The organism is Actinoallomurus liliacearum, from assembly GCF_039542035.1.
GTDB classification, from domain to species: domain Bacteria; phylum Actinomycetota; class Actinomycetes; order Streptosporangiales; family Streptosporangiaceae; genus Actinoallomurus; species Actinoallomurus liliacearum.
Genome location: NZ_BAABHJ010000001.1, coordinates 62,496 through 75,541, shown reverse-complemented (window position 1 = coordinate 75,541; position 13,046 = coordinate 62,496). Strand labels below are relative to the sequence as shown.

Here is a 13,046-nt window from a genome sequence, read left to right as displayed (position 1 = left end):
GAGGATCCGATGAGCCCACGACGCCGTACGACGCTGCGCGACATCGCCACGGCGCTCGACCTGTCCGTCAACACCGTCTCCCGGGCGCTCGCCGACAAGGACGCGGTCAGCGTGGAGACACGGCGACGCGTCAAGGCCGAGGCCGAGCGACTCGGCTATGTGCCCAACACGATGGCCCGATCGCTGGTCCTGCAGAACGCGATGACCCTCGGGCTGGTCATCACGAACCCGTCCAACCCGTTCTACGCCCGCCTGATCTCCGCGATCGAGGAACGCGGCCGCACCCGCGGCTACTCGCTCATGCTGATGGTCACCGAGGACTCGATCGACAACGAGCGCCGCGCCGCCGAGGAGCTGATGCGCTGGGGCGTCGACGGGGTGCTGGCCATCCCGGTCCAGCACGGGACCGAGCACTGGGAGGGGCTCCGCAAGTCCGGCATCCCCCTCGTCCTGCTCAACCGTCATCTGCCCGGCCTCGACGTCGACCTCGTCGGCGTGGACTACTACGCGGGTGCCCGCGCGGCGACCGAGCACGTGCTGAGCACCGGCGCCACCGAGCTGTATCTCGCCGAGGAGAACCTCGACATCTCGCCGGTCTCCGAACGCATCCGGGGGTTCCACGACACGCTCGCGGCCCACGGCCTCAGCGCTCCCGACGACGCGGTCGTACGCGTCGACTCACCCGGAGGGGGCGGCGTCTCGGTCCCGTTCGATCCCGGCCCCGCGTACGAGATCGGCGCCGCCCTCGCCCGGAGGGCCGGTCCCGGCGCCGTCGTGCTGGCGGGCAACGACTATCACGCCCTGGGTCTGTACCGCGCGTTCACCGAGCACGGTCTGCGGGTCGGCGTCGACGTGGGCGTCGTCGGCCACGGCGACCATCCCTTCTCGGCGTACCTCGACCCGCCGCTGACCTCGGTCCGGCTGCCCGCCGCCGAGGTGGGGCAGGCCGGCGTCGACCGGCTGCTCGAACGCGTCGAGACCGCCGGGCAGGCAGAGGGCGGCGAGGCCGCCCCGGCGCACACGCTGCTGCCTCCCGAGCTCGTCGTGCGCGCGTCCGTGCCCCGGCCAGACGGAGGTGAACACTGATGGGAGTGTTCGTGGCCAAGCGTCTCGCCCAGGCCGTGGTGGTCGCCTGGGGCGCGCTGACGCTGGTCTTCATCATCGTCCGGGTCGTGCCCGGCGATCCCGCGAAGCTCATCCTCGGGCCCGACGCCTCGGCCGACCAGGTCAAGAACGTGCGGGCGAACTTCGGCCTCGACCATTCGCTGGGGCAGCAGTACCTGGAGCACCTCGGCGGAGTCCTGCACGGCGACCTCGGCGACTCCTGGCGGCTCGGCGGATCCGCGCTCGGCGACACCCTGGCACGCTTCCCCGCGACCCTCACCCTGTCCCTGGTCGCGCTCGTGCTGACCGTGCTGATCGGCTTCCCGCTCGGCATGCTGTGCGCGCGCCGGCCCGGAAAGGTGCTCGACCTCCTGGTGTCCACCGGGTCGCTGGTCGGGCAGGCCGTCCCGTCGTTCTGGCTCGGCATCGTCCTGATCCTGCTGTTCGCCCGCGAACTCGGATGGCTGCCCGCGACCGCGGACGGGTCGTTCGCCGGGGTCCTGCTCCCGGCGTTCACCCTCGCGCTGCCGTTCATCGGCTGGCTCGCCCGCCTGGTCCGCAACGGCGCCCTGGAAGAGGGCGCCAAGGACTACGTGCGTACGGCCCGCGCCAAGGGCGTATCGGAGGGATTGGTCCAGTACGTGCACGTGGGCCGGAACATCGCGGTCCCGGTCGTCACCGTGCTCGGCCTCCTGATGGGCAACTTCATCGCCAACGCGGTCATCATCGAGGTCGTCTTCTCCTGGCCGGGCATCGGGTCGCTGATGGTCGACGCGATCACGAATCGCGACTACGCCGTCGTCGAGGCCGCGGTCCTCACGATGACGCTGTCCTACATCGTCCTGAACCTGCTGGTGGACGTCGTCTACTTCGCCCTCGACCCGCGCCTCACCCCGGAGAACGCATGAGCAGTATCACTGCCCCGGCCAGTGGAGTGGCCGCGGAATCGCGCACCGCCCGGCGCCGGATCCCGGCGCGGGTCTGGGTCGGCATCGCGGTGCTGGCGGTGTTCGTCCTCGCCGCGCTCGTGGGCCCGCTGCTGCGGCCGTACGACCCGGTCGCGACGGATCTGCCGAACCGGCTCCTCACCCCCGGCTCGCACACCCACGGGGGCGGGATCGCCTGGCTGGGCACCGACCAGGTGGGACGCGACCTGCTCGCCAACCTGCTCGCCGGGGCCCGCATCACGCTCCTCGTCGCCGGTGCCACGGTCATCGTGGGGGGAGCCGCCGGTCTCGTCGTCGGGCTGATCTCGGGGTACTTCGGCGGGCCGTTGGACACGATCCTGTCGCGCATCGGTGACGTGCAGCTCGCCTTCCCCTCGATCCTTCTGGCGATCCTGCTCGCCGGCGTCCTCGGCCCGAGCATCACGAACATCGTCATCACGCTCGCGATCACCCGCTGGGTCATCTTCGCCCGCGTCGTTCGCGCGTCGGCCATGTCGACGCGGCGGCTCGAGTTCGTCGACTCCGCGCGGGTACTGGGCTGCGGGCACCTCCGTATCCTCGTCCGGCACGTGCTGCCGTCCTGCTGGCAGCCGCTGCTCGTCGCGGCGACGGTCCAGGTCGGCCTCGTGATGGTCGCCGAGGCGTCGCTGAGCTTCCTCGGCCTCGGGGTGCCGGTCGACACGGCCTCCTGGGGCGCGACGGTCTCGCTCGGGCGCGACTACCTGGGGTCGGCGTGGTGGATCTCCACGGTGCCGGCCGCCGCCCTCGCACTCGTCGTCACCGCGGTCGGCGTGGTCGGCGACGGCTTCCGTGATCTGTCCGACCCCCGGTCCCAGATCTGAACGAGAGGAGCGACCCGATGCCTTCCACCATCGACGAGGTCGCCGGGGCCACCGACGCGCCCCCGGTCGCGCGGCTGCGTGACGTCCACATCGGCTTCGGCGCCCACGGGAGGGAACGCCCGGTCATCCGGGGCGTCGAACTCGACCTCGTACCGGGACGGGTCACCGCTCTGGTCGGGGAGTCCGGCAGCGGCAAGTCCATGACGACCCTCGCCCTCATGGGCCTGCTGCCCAAGGGCGCGCGCGTCAGCGGCGGGTCGGTCGAGATCGACGGGCAGGACACGGCCGGGTTCACCGACGCGCAGTGGAGGCGGCTCCGGGGTCCCAAGATCGCGATGGTCTTCCAGGACCCGATGGCCGCCCTGAACCCGTCCTTCACGGTCGGGTGGCAGGTGGCCGAGACGTTCCGGCGCCACCGGGGCGTCTCCCGCCGGACCGCCCGGGACCGGGCGGTCGCGCTCATGCGGACCGTCGGCATCCCCGACGCCGAGCACAAGTACGACGCCTACCCGCACGAGTTCTCCGGCGGGATGCGCCAGCGCGCGGTGATCGCCATGGCGCTGGCCCTGGAACCCGAGATCCTGCTGGCGGACGAGCCCACGACGGCCCTCGACGTCACGGTGCAGGCGCAGATCCTGCGGCTGCTCACGACCCGGCAGGCCGAGGCGCGGATGGCGATGCTGCTCGTCTCGCACGACCTGGGGGTGGTCGCCAGCGTCGCGCAGCACGTGGCGGTGATGTACGCCGGCCGGATCGTCGAGGCCGGGCCCCTCGACGAGGTCTACACCCGCCCGGCGCACCCGTACACGCGCGGGCTGCTCGACGCCATGCCGGACCCCGGCCGGCCCGGCCGGCTGGTGCCCATCGGCGGGCAGCCTCCCGTCCCCGGCACCGTACGGGCCGGCTGCGCCTTCGCGCCACGCTGTCGCTTCGCCACCGAGGTGTGCCGGACCGACGACCCCGAGCCGGTGCCCATCGCCGGGACCGGCCCGGCGACCTCCACCGGCCACACCGCCGAATGTCACCACACCGCCCGAGTACTGGGGGCGCAGTCATGAACACCGCACAGGCGAGCCTGCCCGAGGCCGAGACCGCCCTCCTGCGAATCCGCGGGCTGCGCGCCGGATATGCCACGAGAGGCCGCTCCGGGTTCGGCCGGCGCCGCGTCGACGCGGTCGCCGGCGTCGACCTGACGGTCCGGGCGGGTCAGACCGTCTGCGTCGTGGGGGAGTCCGGATGCGGCAAGTCGACTCTGGCCCGATCGATCGTGGGACTGCTGGACCCGTTCGGGGGGACGATCTCGTTCGAGGACGTCGACCTGTCCGCGGCCGGGCGACGTGAGCGGCACCGGATCGCCCGTGACCTGCAGATGGTCTTCCAGGACCCGTACACCTCCCTGAACCCGCGGATGCGCGTCGCCGACGTCATCGCCGAGGGCTGGCGCGTGCACCGGGGCGTGCTGGCCGCCCGCGAGCACGCCGCCGAGATCGACCGCCTGCTCGCACTCGTCGAACTGGACTCCTCCTATGCCGGACGCCGGTTGCACGAGTTGTCGGGAGGGCAGTGTCAGCGGGTGAGCATCGCGCGGGCGCTGGCCCTGCGGCCGAAGCTGATCGTGTGCGACGAGGCCGTCTCCGCCCTCGACGTGTCGGTGCGCGCGCAGATCCTCAACCTGCTCATGGAGCTCCAGGAGGAGTTGGGGATCGCCTACCTGTTCATCTCCCACGACCTCGACGTCGTCCGCCACATCGCGGACGAGGTGGCGGTGATGTACCTCGGCACCATCGTCGAGCACGGCACGGCCGCGCAGGTCTTCGAGAACCCGCGGCACCCCTACACCCGGGCGTTGCTGTCGGCGGCGCCGTCGATCCACGACCGTCCGGGTGGCACGGGCGAGCCCGCCCTGATCGGCGAGGTCCCGTCGCCGACGGCACCGCCGTCGGGGTGCCGGTTCCGGACCCGGTGCCCGATCGCGGCCGACGTCTGCGCCACCGACGTGCCCGAGTTGCGCGTCCACGACGACGGCGACCACGCGACGGCGTGCCATTTCGCCGGCGAGGGCTCCGGCGCCGCCTCATGAAGCCGTAGGCCCTCTCTCAGTCCACGGTCGCTGGGCCGGGCTCTCCGGCGTCGGCAGGGTCTTCGGGCGCGGTGGCCAGCCGGAAGGTCTTGATCGCCAGGTGCAGCAGGAGACGGTCCGCTCCGGAGTCCAGGTCGAGGCCGGTCAGCGCCTTGATCCTGGACAGCCGGTAGTACAGGGTCTGCCGGTGTACGGAGAGGGCCTCGGCGGTGCGCTGGGCATGACCGGCGTGGTCCAGGTAGGTCTCGGCGGTGCGCAGCAGGTCGGCGCGCGCGGGCTCCAGGAGGGGGAGCAGGGCCGGGTCGGCGGGCGGCGCCGTCGGTGTCGCCATCGGGGGCGCGGCGATCAGCCGGTAGGCGCCCAGACCGTCCCAGCAGGCCACGGGGCCCAACCGGGGTTCGGCGCGCGCCGCCCGTACCGCCAGCCGGGCCTCCCGCCATGAGTGCCGGGCGTCGGGCAGGTCCGTCCTGGCGCCGCCCACGCCCGCGAGCGTCCGGTCGGAGCCGGCGATCGAAGCGAGGAGTCCGGCGGCGATCGTCCGGGCGGGGGCGGTCTCGGCGGGGTCCGGCAGCGGCACGAGGAGCGCCAGGCCACCCGGGCTCCGCTGGGTCAGCACGCCGCCCGGGAGCCGGGTCGGGGCGGCTTGCGGGGCGGGGCTCACCCAGACCACGGTGACGGACGCGGACGCCGACACCGGATGCCGCAGCGCGCCGAGGGTCCGAGCGGCCTCGGCGCGGTCCGCGGCCGAGCCCGACAGCAGCCGCGCGAAGGCCCGCGGCGCGGCCTGCGCCTGCCAGATGTCGGCGGCCAGCAGCCGTCCGGCCCGGGTCGCCAGGGTCATCACCCGGGTCATGCGGGGATCGGCGGGGTCGACGGCGCCGTCGTCCAGCAGCCACAGGTAGCCGTAGACGGCGCCCTCGTGCCGGGCTGGCAGGCACAGCCGCGCGCGGATCCCGGCCGCGGGGTCGGCGGGCGTACGGGTCGGGCCGGTCGCGCGGGCGATCCCGAAGCCCTCGAACCAGGCACGGACCGCCGGGGAGGAGCGGCGGCGCAGGATCGAGCGGGTGCGCACCGGGTCGAGGTCGTCGTCGTGGGAGCTGAAGGCGATGAGGGTGAACTCGCGGTCCTCCAGCGTCACCGGTGCCTGAAGAAGCGCCGACACCTCGTCGACCAGGCTCTGGTAGTCGCTCATTTCATACAAATGTACAAGGCGTGGTGGCCAGGGTCGTGACCGCTGTCGATGGCGGCCGCACCGCCCGGCTCGTACCTTCAAGAGCATCGATGATCCCCGCTTTGACCTGGGAGGTTGCCAGTGCTGGGCCCTGTCTTGCTCGCCGCCTCGCGCAGTGACCGGATCCATCGGATCGTCAGCCGGGCCCCCGTGACCCGGCCCGTCGTCGACCGTTTCATCGCCGGGAACGGGTTGCCCGAGGCGCTGGAGGTCGTCGACGCGCTGACCGCCGACGGCATCGAGGTCACCCTCGACCACCTGGGCGAGGACATCACCGACGCTGCTCAGGCCCGTCGCAACCGCGACGCCTACCTCGCGCTGCTGGACGCGCTCGGCGGCAAGGGGCTGGGCGGGCGCGCCGAGGTCTCGGTGAAGCTGTCGGCGTTCGGCCAGGGCCTGCCCGGCGGCCACGACCTGGCCCTGGCGGGCGCGCGCCGGGTCTGCGAGGCCGCCGCGGCGATCGGCACCACCGTCACGCTCGACATGGAGGACCACACCACCGTCGACTCGACCTTGGCGATCCTCGCCGAGCTGCGCCGCGACTTCCCGCGGACGGGCGCCGTCCTGCAGGCGTACCTGTCGCGCACCGAGGACGACGCACGGGCACTGGCCGTCGAAGGGTCGCGGGTGCGCCTGGTCAAGGGCGCCTACAAGGAGCCCGCCTCCGTGGCCTACCAGAGCAAGCGGGACGTGGACCTGGCCTACGCGCGCTGCCTACGGATCCTGATGGCCGGAGACGGCTACCCGATGATCGGCTCGCACGACCCCCGGATGATCGAGCTGGCCCTCCGGCTCGCCGAGAGGTACGGCCGCTCGCCCGACACGTACGAGTTCCAGATGCTCTACGGCATCCGCGACGCCGAGCAGCGCCGGCTGGCCGCCGCGGGGCGGCGGATCCGCGCCTACGTGCCCTACGGCGCCGACTGGTACGGCTACTTCATGCGCCGCCTGGCCGAGCGGCCGGCGAACCTCGCCTTCTTCCTGCGCTCGTTCACCACCCGCCACTGACCCCCAGGAGGTTCCCATGGACGCCATCACCCGCGTGCCCGCGCCGGTCAACGAGCCGGTGCACGACTACCGGCCCGGCAGCCCAGAGCGCGCCCGGCTGGAGTCCGAGCTGGCCGCGCTGTCAGGCGGTGACGCCGAGCTGACCTGCACGATCGACGGCAAGGAACGGATGGGCGGCGGCGAGCGGATCCCGGTCGTCCAGCCGCACAGCCACCGTGAGGTGCTGGGCACCACCGCCAACGCCGACCACGCCGACGCGCGGGCCGCGCTGGACGCCGCCCGCCGGGCCGCCCCCGGCTGGCGGGCCCTCGACTTCGACGACCGGGCGGCGATCCTGCTGCGCGCCGCCGACCTGCTGTCGGGGCCCTGGCGGGAGAGGATCGCCGCCGCCACGATGCTGGGCCAGTCCAAGACCGCCCAGCAGGCCGAGATCGACGCGCCCTGCGAGCTGGCCGACTTCTGGCGGTTCAACGTGCACTTCGCCCGCCAGATCCTGGCCGAACAGCCCGTCTCGTCGCCCGGCGTGTGGAACCGCGCCGACCATCGGCCCCTGGAGGGCTTCGTCTACGCGGTCACCCCGTTCAACTTCACCGCGATCGCCGCGAACCTGCCGACCGCGCCCGCCCTCATGGGCAACACGGTGATCTGGAAGCCCTCACCCACCCAGCAGTTCGCCGCGCACTTCACCCTGCGGCTGCTGGAGGAGGCCGGACTGCCGCCCGGCGTGATCAACATGGTCACCGGGGACGGCCGCGCCGTCTCCGACGTCGTGCTGACCGACCCCGACCTGGCGGGCGTCCACTTCACCGGCTCGACCGCGACCTTCCAGCACCTGTGGCGCACCGTCGGGGAACACCTCACCGGCTACCGCTCCTACCCGCGCCTGGTCGGCGAGACCGGCGGCAAGGACTTCATCGTCGCGCATTCTTCCGCGGACCCGGTGACGCTGGTCACGGCGCTGATCCGCGGCGCGTTCGAATACCAGGGGCAGAAGTGCTCGGCCGCCTCCCGCGCCTACGTGCCGCGCTCCCTGTGGGGGCAGATCAGGGACGAACTGGTCGCCGAGACCGAGGCGCTGACCATGGGGGACGTACGCGACCTTCGCAACTTCGGCGGCGCGGTGATCGACGCCCGATCCTACGGCCGGCTCGAGGACGTCCTGGAGCGCGCCGCCAAGGACCCGTCCATCGACGTCCTGGCGGGCGGGACCTGTGATGACAGTGAGGGCTACTTCGTCCGCCCGACCGTCCTGGTCTGCGACGACCCGGGCCACGAGGTGTTCCGCACCGAGTTCTTCGGGCCCATCCTCGCCGTCCACGTCTACGACGACGCCGACTACGAGCCGATGCTCGCCCAGCTGGAGTCGGTCAGCCCGTACGCGCTGACCGGGGCGGTCTTCGCCCGGGACCGGGTCGCCATCGCCCGCGCCACCGAGGTGCTGCGGTTCGCCGCCGGCAACTTCTACATCAACGACAAGCCCACCGGCGCGGTCGTCGGCCAGCAGCCCTTCGGCGGCGGACGCGCCTCGGGCACGAACGACAAGGCCGGCTCCGCCCAGAACCTGCTGCGCTGGACGTCCACCCGGACCATCAAGGAGACCTTCGTCCCGCCGGCCGGCCACCGCTACCCGCACATGGGCTGACCCGCCCCATGAGCCACCGGCCCCGCACAACGGCGTGCGGGGCCGGTGCCGGCCGCCCTGGACCGTACGCGAGGGATCGTTCAGCGCGAATCGGCGTTCCTGCGAACGCCGCGATCCGGATGTGACCTGAAGACGACGAGGAGGCGCCCCCAGGGGCGCCTCCTCGTCGTAGGGAGGGGTCCTCTCTGGGTGGGCTCAGGCCTCGGGGATGGCGCGGCCGTAGCTGCCGAGCGTGACGGCCTCGGGCTCGGGACCGCCGCGCCGGCCGGTCTCGAGCGCGTCGAGGGCGGCGAGCTCGTCGGCGGTGAGCTCGAAGTCGAAGACGTCGATGTTCTCGGCGATGCGCTCGCGCCTGGTGGATTTGGGGATGACCGAGCGACCGTGCTGGAGCCCCCAGCGGAGGAGCACCTGGGCCGGGCTCTTGCCGTGGGCCTGGGCGATGCCGGTGACGACCGCGTCCTGCAGGACGCTCTTGCGGTCCTCGCCGTATCCCGGGTAGAAGGTGATCCCTCCGATGGGGGACCAGGCCTGGTTGAGGATGCCGTGCTGGTCGTCGAAGTCGAGCACGGCGCGCTGCTGGAAGTAGGGGTGGATCTCCAACTGGTTGACCGCGGGTACGACGGAGGTCGCGTCGAGCAGCGTGGTCAGGTGGTCGACCATGAAGTTGCTGACGCCGATGGCACGAAGCCTGCCGTCGGCCAGGAGCTTCTCCAAGGCTCGATAGGCCGCGAGAGTCCGGTCGAAGTCCGAAGGCAGGGCTTGATGCAGGATCAGCAGGTCGATCTGGTCGACCCCGAGCTTTGCGGCGCTCTTGTCGAAGCCGTGCAGGGTCTCGTCGTACCCGTAGTCGCTGATCCAGATCTTGGTTTCGATGAAGATCTCGTCGCGGGGCACCTCGGAGTCACGGATGGCCCGGCCGACCTCGCGCTCGTTGCCGTACGCCGCGGCGGTGTCGATGTGCCGGTAGCCGAGCCCGAGGGCGGCTGTGACGGCGGCCTTGGTCTCGTCGGGCGGGGTCTGGAAGACACCGAGTCCCAGGGCGGGCATCTCGACGCCGTTGTTCAGGGTGAGGGTCTGCATCAGCTGGACCTTTCGTTGCGGGCGGCGCGTGATGGCAATACGAGCGTCACGACGGCCAGGGTGGCGAGGACGAGAAGGACGGCGGAGCCGGTGAGGGCGGCACCCGAGCGAGCCGCGATGTCGGCGGCCGCGTGGGCCGTGGACGCGGTGGCGGCCACGGCGGTGAGGATGCTGAGGCTCAGCGCGCTGCCGATCTGGTGGACGGTGTTGACCAGGCCTGAGCCGGCACCCACGTCCGTAGGGGCGACGCCGGCGACACCGCTCGACGTCAGCGGAGCCAGCGTCAGTCCCTGGCCGGCGCCGATGAGCGCCATCGGCAGCGCCACTCCTGTGATGTAGGGCGTGCCGAGGTCGAGGCGGCTGAGCCACACCATCCCCACGGCGGTCAGGGCGATCCCGGTCAGGAGCACCCGCGAGCCGCTGACCCGGTCCAGCAGCCGCGGCACCGCGACGGCGAAGACGAAGTTGACCAGCGTCATCGGCAGGAAGGAGAGGCCGGCCTGCAGGGGCGTCCAGTCGTAGACGGTCTGTACGAACTGTGCGGTGAAGAAGAAGCCCATCATGGCGCCCAGGTAGAGCATCCGGGTCACGTAGGCCCCGTTGCGCTCCCGGTTGGAGAACAGCCGCAGCGGCACGATCGGCTGCGCGGCCCGCTGCTCCACCAACACGAACGCCCCCAGCATGACCATGCCGGCCACCAGCGGCATCACGGTGACCGCGGCGGTCCAACCATGGTCGGTGGCGTCCACGATTCCGAGGACCAGCGCGGTCGAGCCCAGCGTCGCGAGCACCGCCCCCGCCACGTCGAAGCGGCCCCGCTGCCTGGCGGTCTCCGGGAGGAACCGCACCGCCAGAACCATCATCACGATGCCGATCGGAACGTTGAGGAAGAACCCGGCCCGCCACGAGATAAGGTCCGCGACCAGTCCTCCGACGACCAGACCGAGAGCGGCGCCGATCCCGGCGACGGCGCTGTAGGCGGCCATCGCACGGTCACGCGGCCGGCCCTCGGCGAAGCTGCGCGTGAGCAGGGACAGGGCGGAGGGTGCCAGCACCGCGGCCCCGATGCCCTGGAGCGCTCGTGCGCCGATCAGCCACGCCTGGGTCTGCGCGGCGCCGACCAGGAGCGAGGTGAGTGAGAAGACGACCAGGGAGAACAGGAACACCGGGCGGTGGCCGAACAGGTCACCGGCCCGGGCTCCCAGGAGCAGCAGCCCGCCGAAGACCAGGATGTAGGCGTTGGTGATCCATGACAGGCCGGTCTCGGAGAACTCCATGTCCGACCGAATCTGCGGCAGCCCGGTGAAGACGATCGAGTTGTCGAGGATGACCATGAAATAGCTGATGCAGACGATCGCGAGGATCAGCGTGGTGTGGGCCGGGGCCCTGTCCCGCGTCTCCTTGGCGGGCATCGACTCACGCGGCTTCGTGACGGGCATCGCGGCGTCAGCTTCATCGTCGCGCCCCGGGCGCCCGTGCCGGTGATCGTCTCGGTGAGGAACGACGGGGGTTCCTTGAGGCTCGGGTCGGCGACGTTCCCGACGCGGACGTCGCCGGCTCCGTACATGAGTGCTGCGCGCACGGTGTTCCTTCAGCTGGGCGTCGGACTTGGAGTCCCTGACCCTCTTCATGGAACGCGCTCGTATGCGCAGGTGGGAGTCACTGCTCTTCCAGGTAATGGCAGTACCTCTCAGGGCGGCCATCGACGGACTTACCGTGAGGTGGACGGCATAGGTTTCGCGACGACCAGGAGGAGCCACGCATGACCCTGACCGCCGAGGTCCGGGAGTTCCTGAGCACCCGGCGGGCGCGGATCACCCCGCAGCAGGCCGGGCTGCCGGTCTATGGCGGGAATCGCCGCGTCGCAGGCCTCCGTCGTGAGGAAGTCGCCTTGCTCACGGGAATGAGCGTGGACTACTACGTCCGGCTTGAGCGTCGACTGACGACACAACGAGGAGAACACCTTCATGGACTACCGACCGCTCGGTCGCACCGGCGTCCAGGTCAGCCCGCTCTGCCTGGGAGCGATGATGTTCGGGCCCTGGGGCAACGAGGACGAGGCCGACTCGGTGCGGATCATCCACCGCGCCCTCGACGCGGGCATCAACTTCGTCGACACCGCGGACGTGTACTCCGGTGGGGTCTCGGAGGAGATCGTCGGCAAGGCGCTGAAGAACCGTCGCGAAGACGTTTTCCTCGCGACCAAGTTCTTCATGCCGATGAGCCAGGCCGACCCCAACCATCGGGGTGGCTCGCGGCGCTGGATCATCCGCGAGGTCGAGAACTCCCTGCGGCGGCTCGGCACCGACTACATCGACCTCTACCAGGTCCACCGTCCCAGCCCGGACACTGACGTCTCCGAGACCCTCGGTGCTCTCTCCGACCTCGTACACCAGGGAAAGGTCCGTTACCTCGGCTCTTCGTCGTACTCCGGCTCCCAGATCGTCGAGGCCCAGTGGGCCTCCCGGGAGCGCCACCTGGAGCGGTTCGTGACCGAGCAGCCGCCGTACTCGATCCTGGTCCGCGGCATCGAGGAGGACGTGCTGCCCACGGTGCGCCGCCACGGCATGGGCACGCTGACCTACAGCCCGCTCGCCGGCGGCTGGCTCTCGGGCCGCTACCGCAGGGACACGTCTTCCGCCCCGGCCTCCGCGGCGCGACCCCCCGCCCGCTTCGACATGAGCACCCCGGCCAACCAGCGCAAGCTCGACGCCGTCGAGCAGCTCGCGCTCCTGGCCGAGAAGGCCGACCTCACCCTGATCGAGCTGGCCGTCGCCTTCGTCATCAACCATCCCGGCGTCACCTCGGCGATCATCGGACCGCGCACCATGGAGCAGCTCGAGGCGTTCCTGCCCGCTGCCGACGTCACACTCTCAACCGAAGTCCTCGACCGCATCGACGAGATCGTCGCTCCCGGGGTGACGGTCAACCCCGTCGACAACAGCTACGGCGACTTTGAGCTACGAGCCGACCAGCGGCGCCGTTGACACACGCCGGCCTCGCAGGGGCTCGGGGAGCCCGTCTCTGCGACCGTTGAGGCGTACCGTGGGCGTCCGAGGCGGTGGCGTGAGGGCGCGCGGTGTTGGGCCGGCCCTTGGACCGTTCGCGCTGG

General features: G+C 71.5%; 11 protein-coding genes and 1 pseudogene. 9 read left to right on the top strand and 3 right to left on the bottom strand.

The features are described 5' to 3' along the window. The first annotated feature begins 9 nt into the window (after nucleotides 1–9). From ABD978_RS00330 to ABD978_RS00310, 5 genes are read left to right on the top strand one after another with little or no spacing between them, the layout of a single operon-like run. Nucleotides 10–1,086, top strand: a complete 1,077-nt coding sequence (locus ABD978_RS00330; RefSeq protein ID WP_345346260.1) for a LacI family DNA-binding transcriptional regulator — start codon at nucleotides 10–12, stop codon at nucleotides 1,084–1,086. Continuing rightward, the gene (locus ABD978_RS00325) at nucleotides 1,086–2,012 is read left to right on the top strand and encodes an ABC transporter permease (protein WP_345346257.1); all 927 of its coding nucleotides are present in this window, start codon (nucleotides 1,086–1,088) and stop codon (nucleotides 2,010–2,012) included. Before ABD978_RS00330 ends, ABD978_RS00325 begins: the two co-directional genes overlap by 1 nt. Beyond that, nucleotides 2,009–2,893, top strand: coding sequence for an ABC transporter permease (locus ABD978_RS00320; protein WP_345346254.1), 885 nt, complete (start codon nucleotides 2,009–2,011; stop codon nucleotides 2,891–2,893). Before ABD978_RS00325 ends, ABD978_RS00320 begins: the two co-directional genes overlap by 4 nt. Before the next feature lie 17 nt (nucleotides 2,894–2,910). Next, nucleotides 2,911–3,951 (top strand): ABC transporter ATP-binding protein, encoded by a 1,041-nt coding sequence (locus tag ABD978_RS00315; RefSeq protein ID WP_345346251.1) that lies wholly within the window; start codon nucleotides 2,911–2,913, stop codon nucleotides 3,949–3,951. Next, a complete protein-coding gene (locus ABD978_RS00310; protein WP_345346248.1) occupies nucleotides 3,948–4,973 on the top strand; it encodes an ABC transporter ATP-binding protein in 1,026 nt (341 codons plus the stop codon). Before ABD978_RS00315 ends, ABD978_RS00310 begins: the two co-directional genes overlap by 4 nt. A 16-nt stretch (nucleotides 4,974–4,989) precedes the next feature. Here the strand turns inward: ABD978_RS00310 and ABD978_RS00305 are convergent, their stop codons facing one another. Then, nucleotides 4,990–6,165 carry a PucR family transcriptional regulator gene (locus ABD978_RS00305; protein ID WP_345346245.1) on the bottom strand — a complete coding sequence of 392 codons (1,176 nt, stop codon included), beginning with the start codon at nucleotides 6,163–6,165 and terminating at the stop codon, nucleotides 4,990–4,992. A 120-nt stretch (nucleotides 6,166–6,285) separates the two neighbouring features. Between ABD978_RS00305 and ABD978_RS00300 the strand changes: the two genes are divergently transcribed. Beyond that, nucleotides 6,286–7,212, top strand: a complete 927-nt coding sequence (locus ABD978_RS00300) for a proline dehydrogenase family protein (RefSeq protein WP_345346242.1) — start codon at nucleotides 6,286–6,288, stop codon at nucleotides 7,210–7,212. Nucleotides 7,213–7,228: 16 nt separating this feature from the next. Further along, complete coding sequence (gene pruA, locus ABD978_RS00295) at nucleotides 7,229–8,854, top strand: L-glutamate gamma-semialdehyde dehydrogenase (RefSeq protein ID WP_345346239.1); 1,626 nt, start codon at nucleotides 7,229–7,231, stop codon at nucleotides 8,852–8,854. Between the two features lie 195 nt (nucleotides 8,855–9,049). On the opposite strand, the gene ABD978_RS00290 is transcribed toward pruA, so the two are convergent. Together ABD978_RS00290 and ABD978_RS00285 are read right to left on the bottom strand one after the other, a co-directional pair. After that, nucleotides 9,050–9,934 carry an aldo/keto reductase gene (locus ABD978_RS00290; RefSeq protein ID WP_345346236.1) on the bottom strand — a complete coding sequence of 295 codons (885 nt, stop codon included), beginning with the start codon at nucleotides 9,932–9,934 and terminating at the stop codon, nucleotides 9,050–9,052. Beyond that, on the bottom strand, nucleotides 9,934–11,373 hold the full coding sequence (locus ABD978_RS00285) for an MFS transporter (protein ID WP_345346233.1): 1,440 nt from the start codon (nucleotides 11,371–11,373) through the stop codon (nucleotides 9,934–9,936). The genes ABD978_RS00290 and ABD978_RS00285 overlap by 1 nt, the downstream gene beginning before the upstream one ends. 323 nt (nucleotides 11,374–11,696) lie before the next feature. Between ABD978_RS00285 and ABD978_RS44170 the strand changes: the two are divergent. Then, nucleotides 11,697–11,870 (top strand): annotated as a pseudogene (locus ABD978_RS44170) (transcriptional regulator); the annotation flags it as partial. 31 nt (nucleotides 11,871–11,901) lie between these two features. After that, entirely contained in the window at nucleotides 11,902–12,921 is a 1,020-nt protein-coding gene (locus tag ABD978_RS00275) for an aldo/keto reductase (protein WP_345346231.1), read from the top strand. Nucleotides 12,922–13,046: the final 125 nt, after the last annotated feature.

What these genes read in the sequence shown, in the direction of transcription:
- ABD978_RS00305 (WP_345346245.1), bottom strand. Translation starts at nt 6,165, where the DNA reads ATGAGCGACTACCAGAGCCTGGTCGACGAGGTGTCGGCGCTTCTTCAG.
- ABD978_RS00315 (WP_345346251.1), top strand. Translation starts at nt 2,911, where the DNA reads ATGCCTTCCACCATCGACGAGGTCGCCGGGGCCACCGACGCGCCCCCG.
- ABD978_RS00285 (WP_345346233.1), bottom strand. Translation starts at nt 11,373, where the DNA reads ATGCCCGTCACGAAGCCGCGTGAGTCGATGCCCGCCAAGGAGACGCGG.
- ABD978_RS00275 (WP_345346231.1), top strand. Translation starts at nt 11,902, where the DNA reads ATGGACTACCGACCGCTCGGTCGCACCGGCGTCCAGGTCAGCCCGCTC.
- ABD978_RS00310 (WP_345346248.1), top strand. Translation starts at nt 3,948, where the DNA reads ATGAACACCGCACAGGCGAGCCTGCCCGAGGCCGAGACCGCCCTCCTG.
- ABD978_RS00290 (WP_345346236.1), bottom strand. Translation starts at nt 9,934, where the DNA reads ATGCAGACCCTCACCCTGAACAACGGCGTCGAGATGCCCGCCCTGGGA.
- ABD978_RS00320 (WP_345346254.1), top strand. Translation starts at nt 2,009, where the DNA reads ATGAGCAGTATCACTGCCCCGGCCAGTGGAGTGGCCGCGGAATCGCGC.
- ABD978_RS00330 (WP_345346260.1), top strand. Translation starts at nt 10, where the DNA reads ATGAGCCCACGACGCCGTACGACGCTGCGCGACATCGCCACGGCGCTC.
- pruA (WP_345346239.1), top strand. Translation starts at nt 7,229, where the DNA reads ATGGACGCCATCACCCGCGTGCCCGCGCCGGTCAACGAGCCGGTGCAC.
- ABD978_RS00325 (WP_345346257.1), top strand. Translation starts at nt 1,086, where the DNA reads ATGGGAGTGTTCGTGGCCAAGCGTCTCGCCCAGGCCGTGGTGGTCGCC.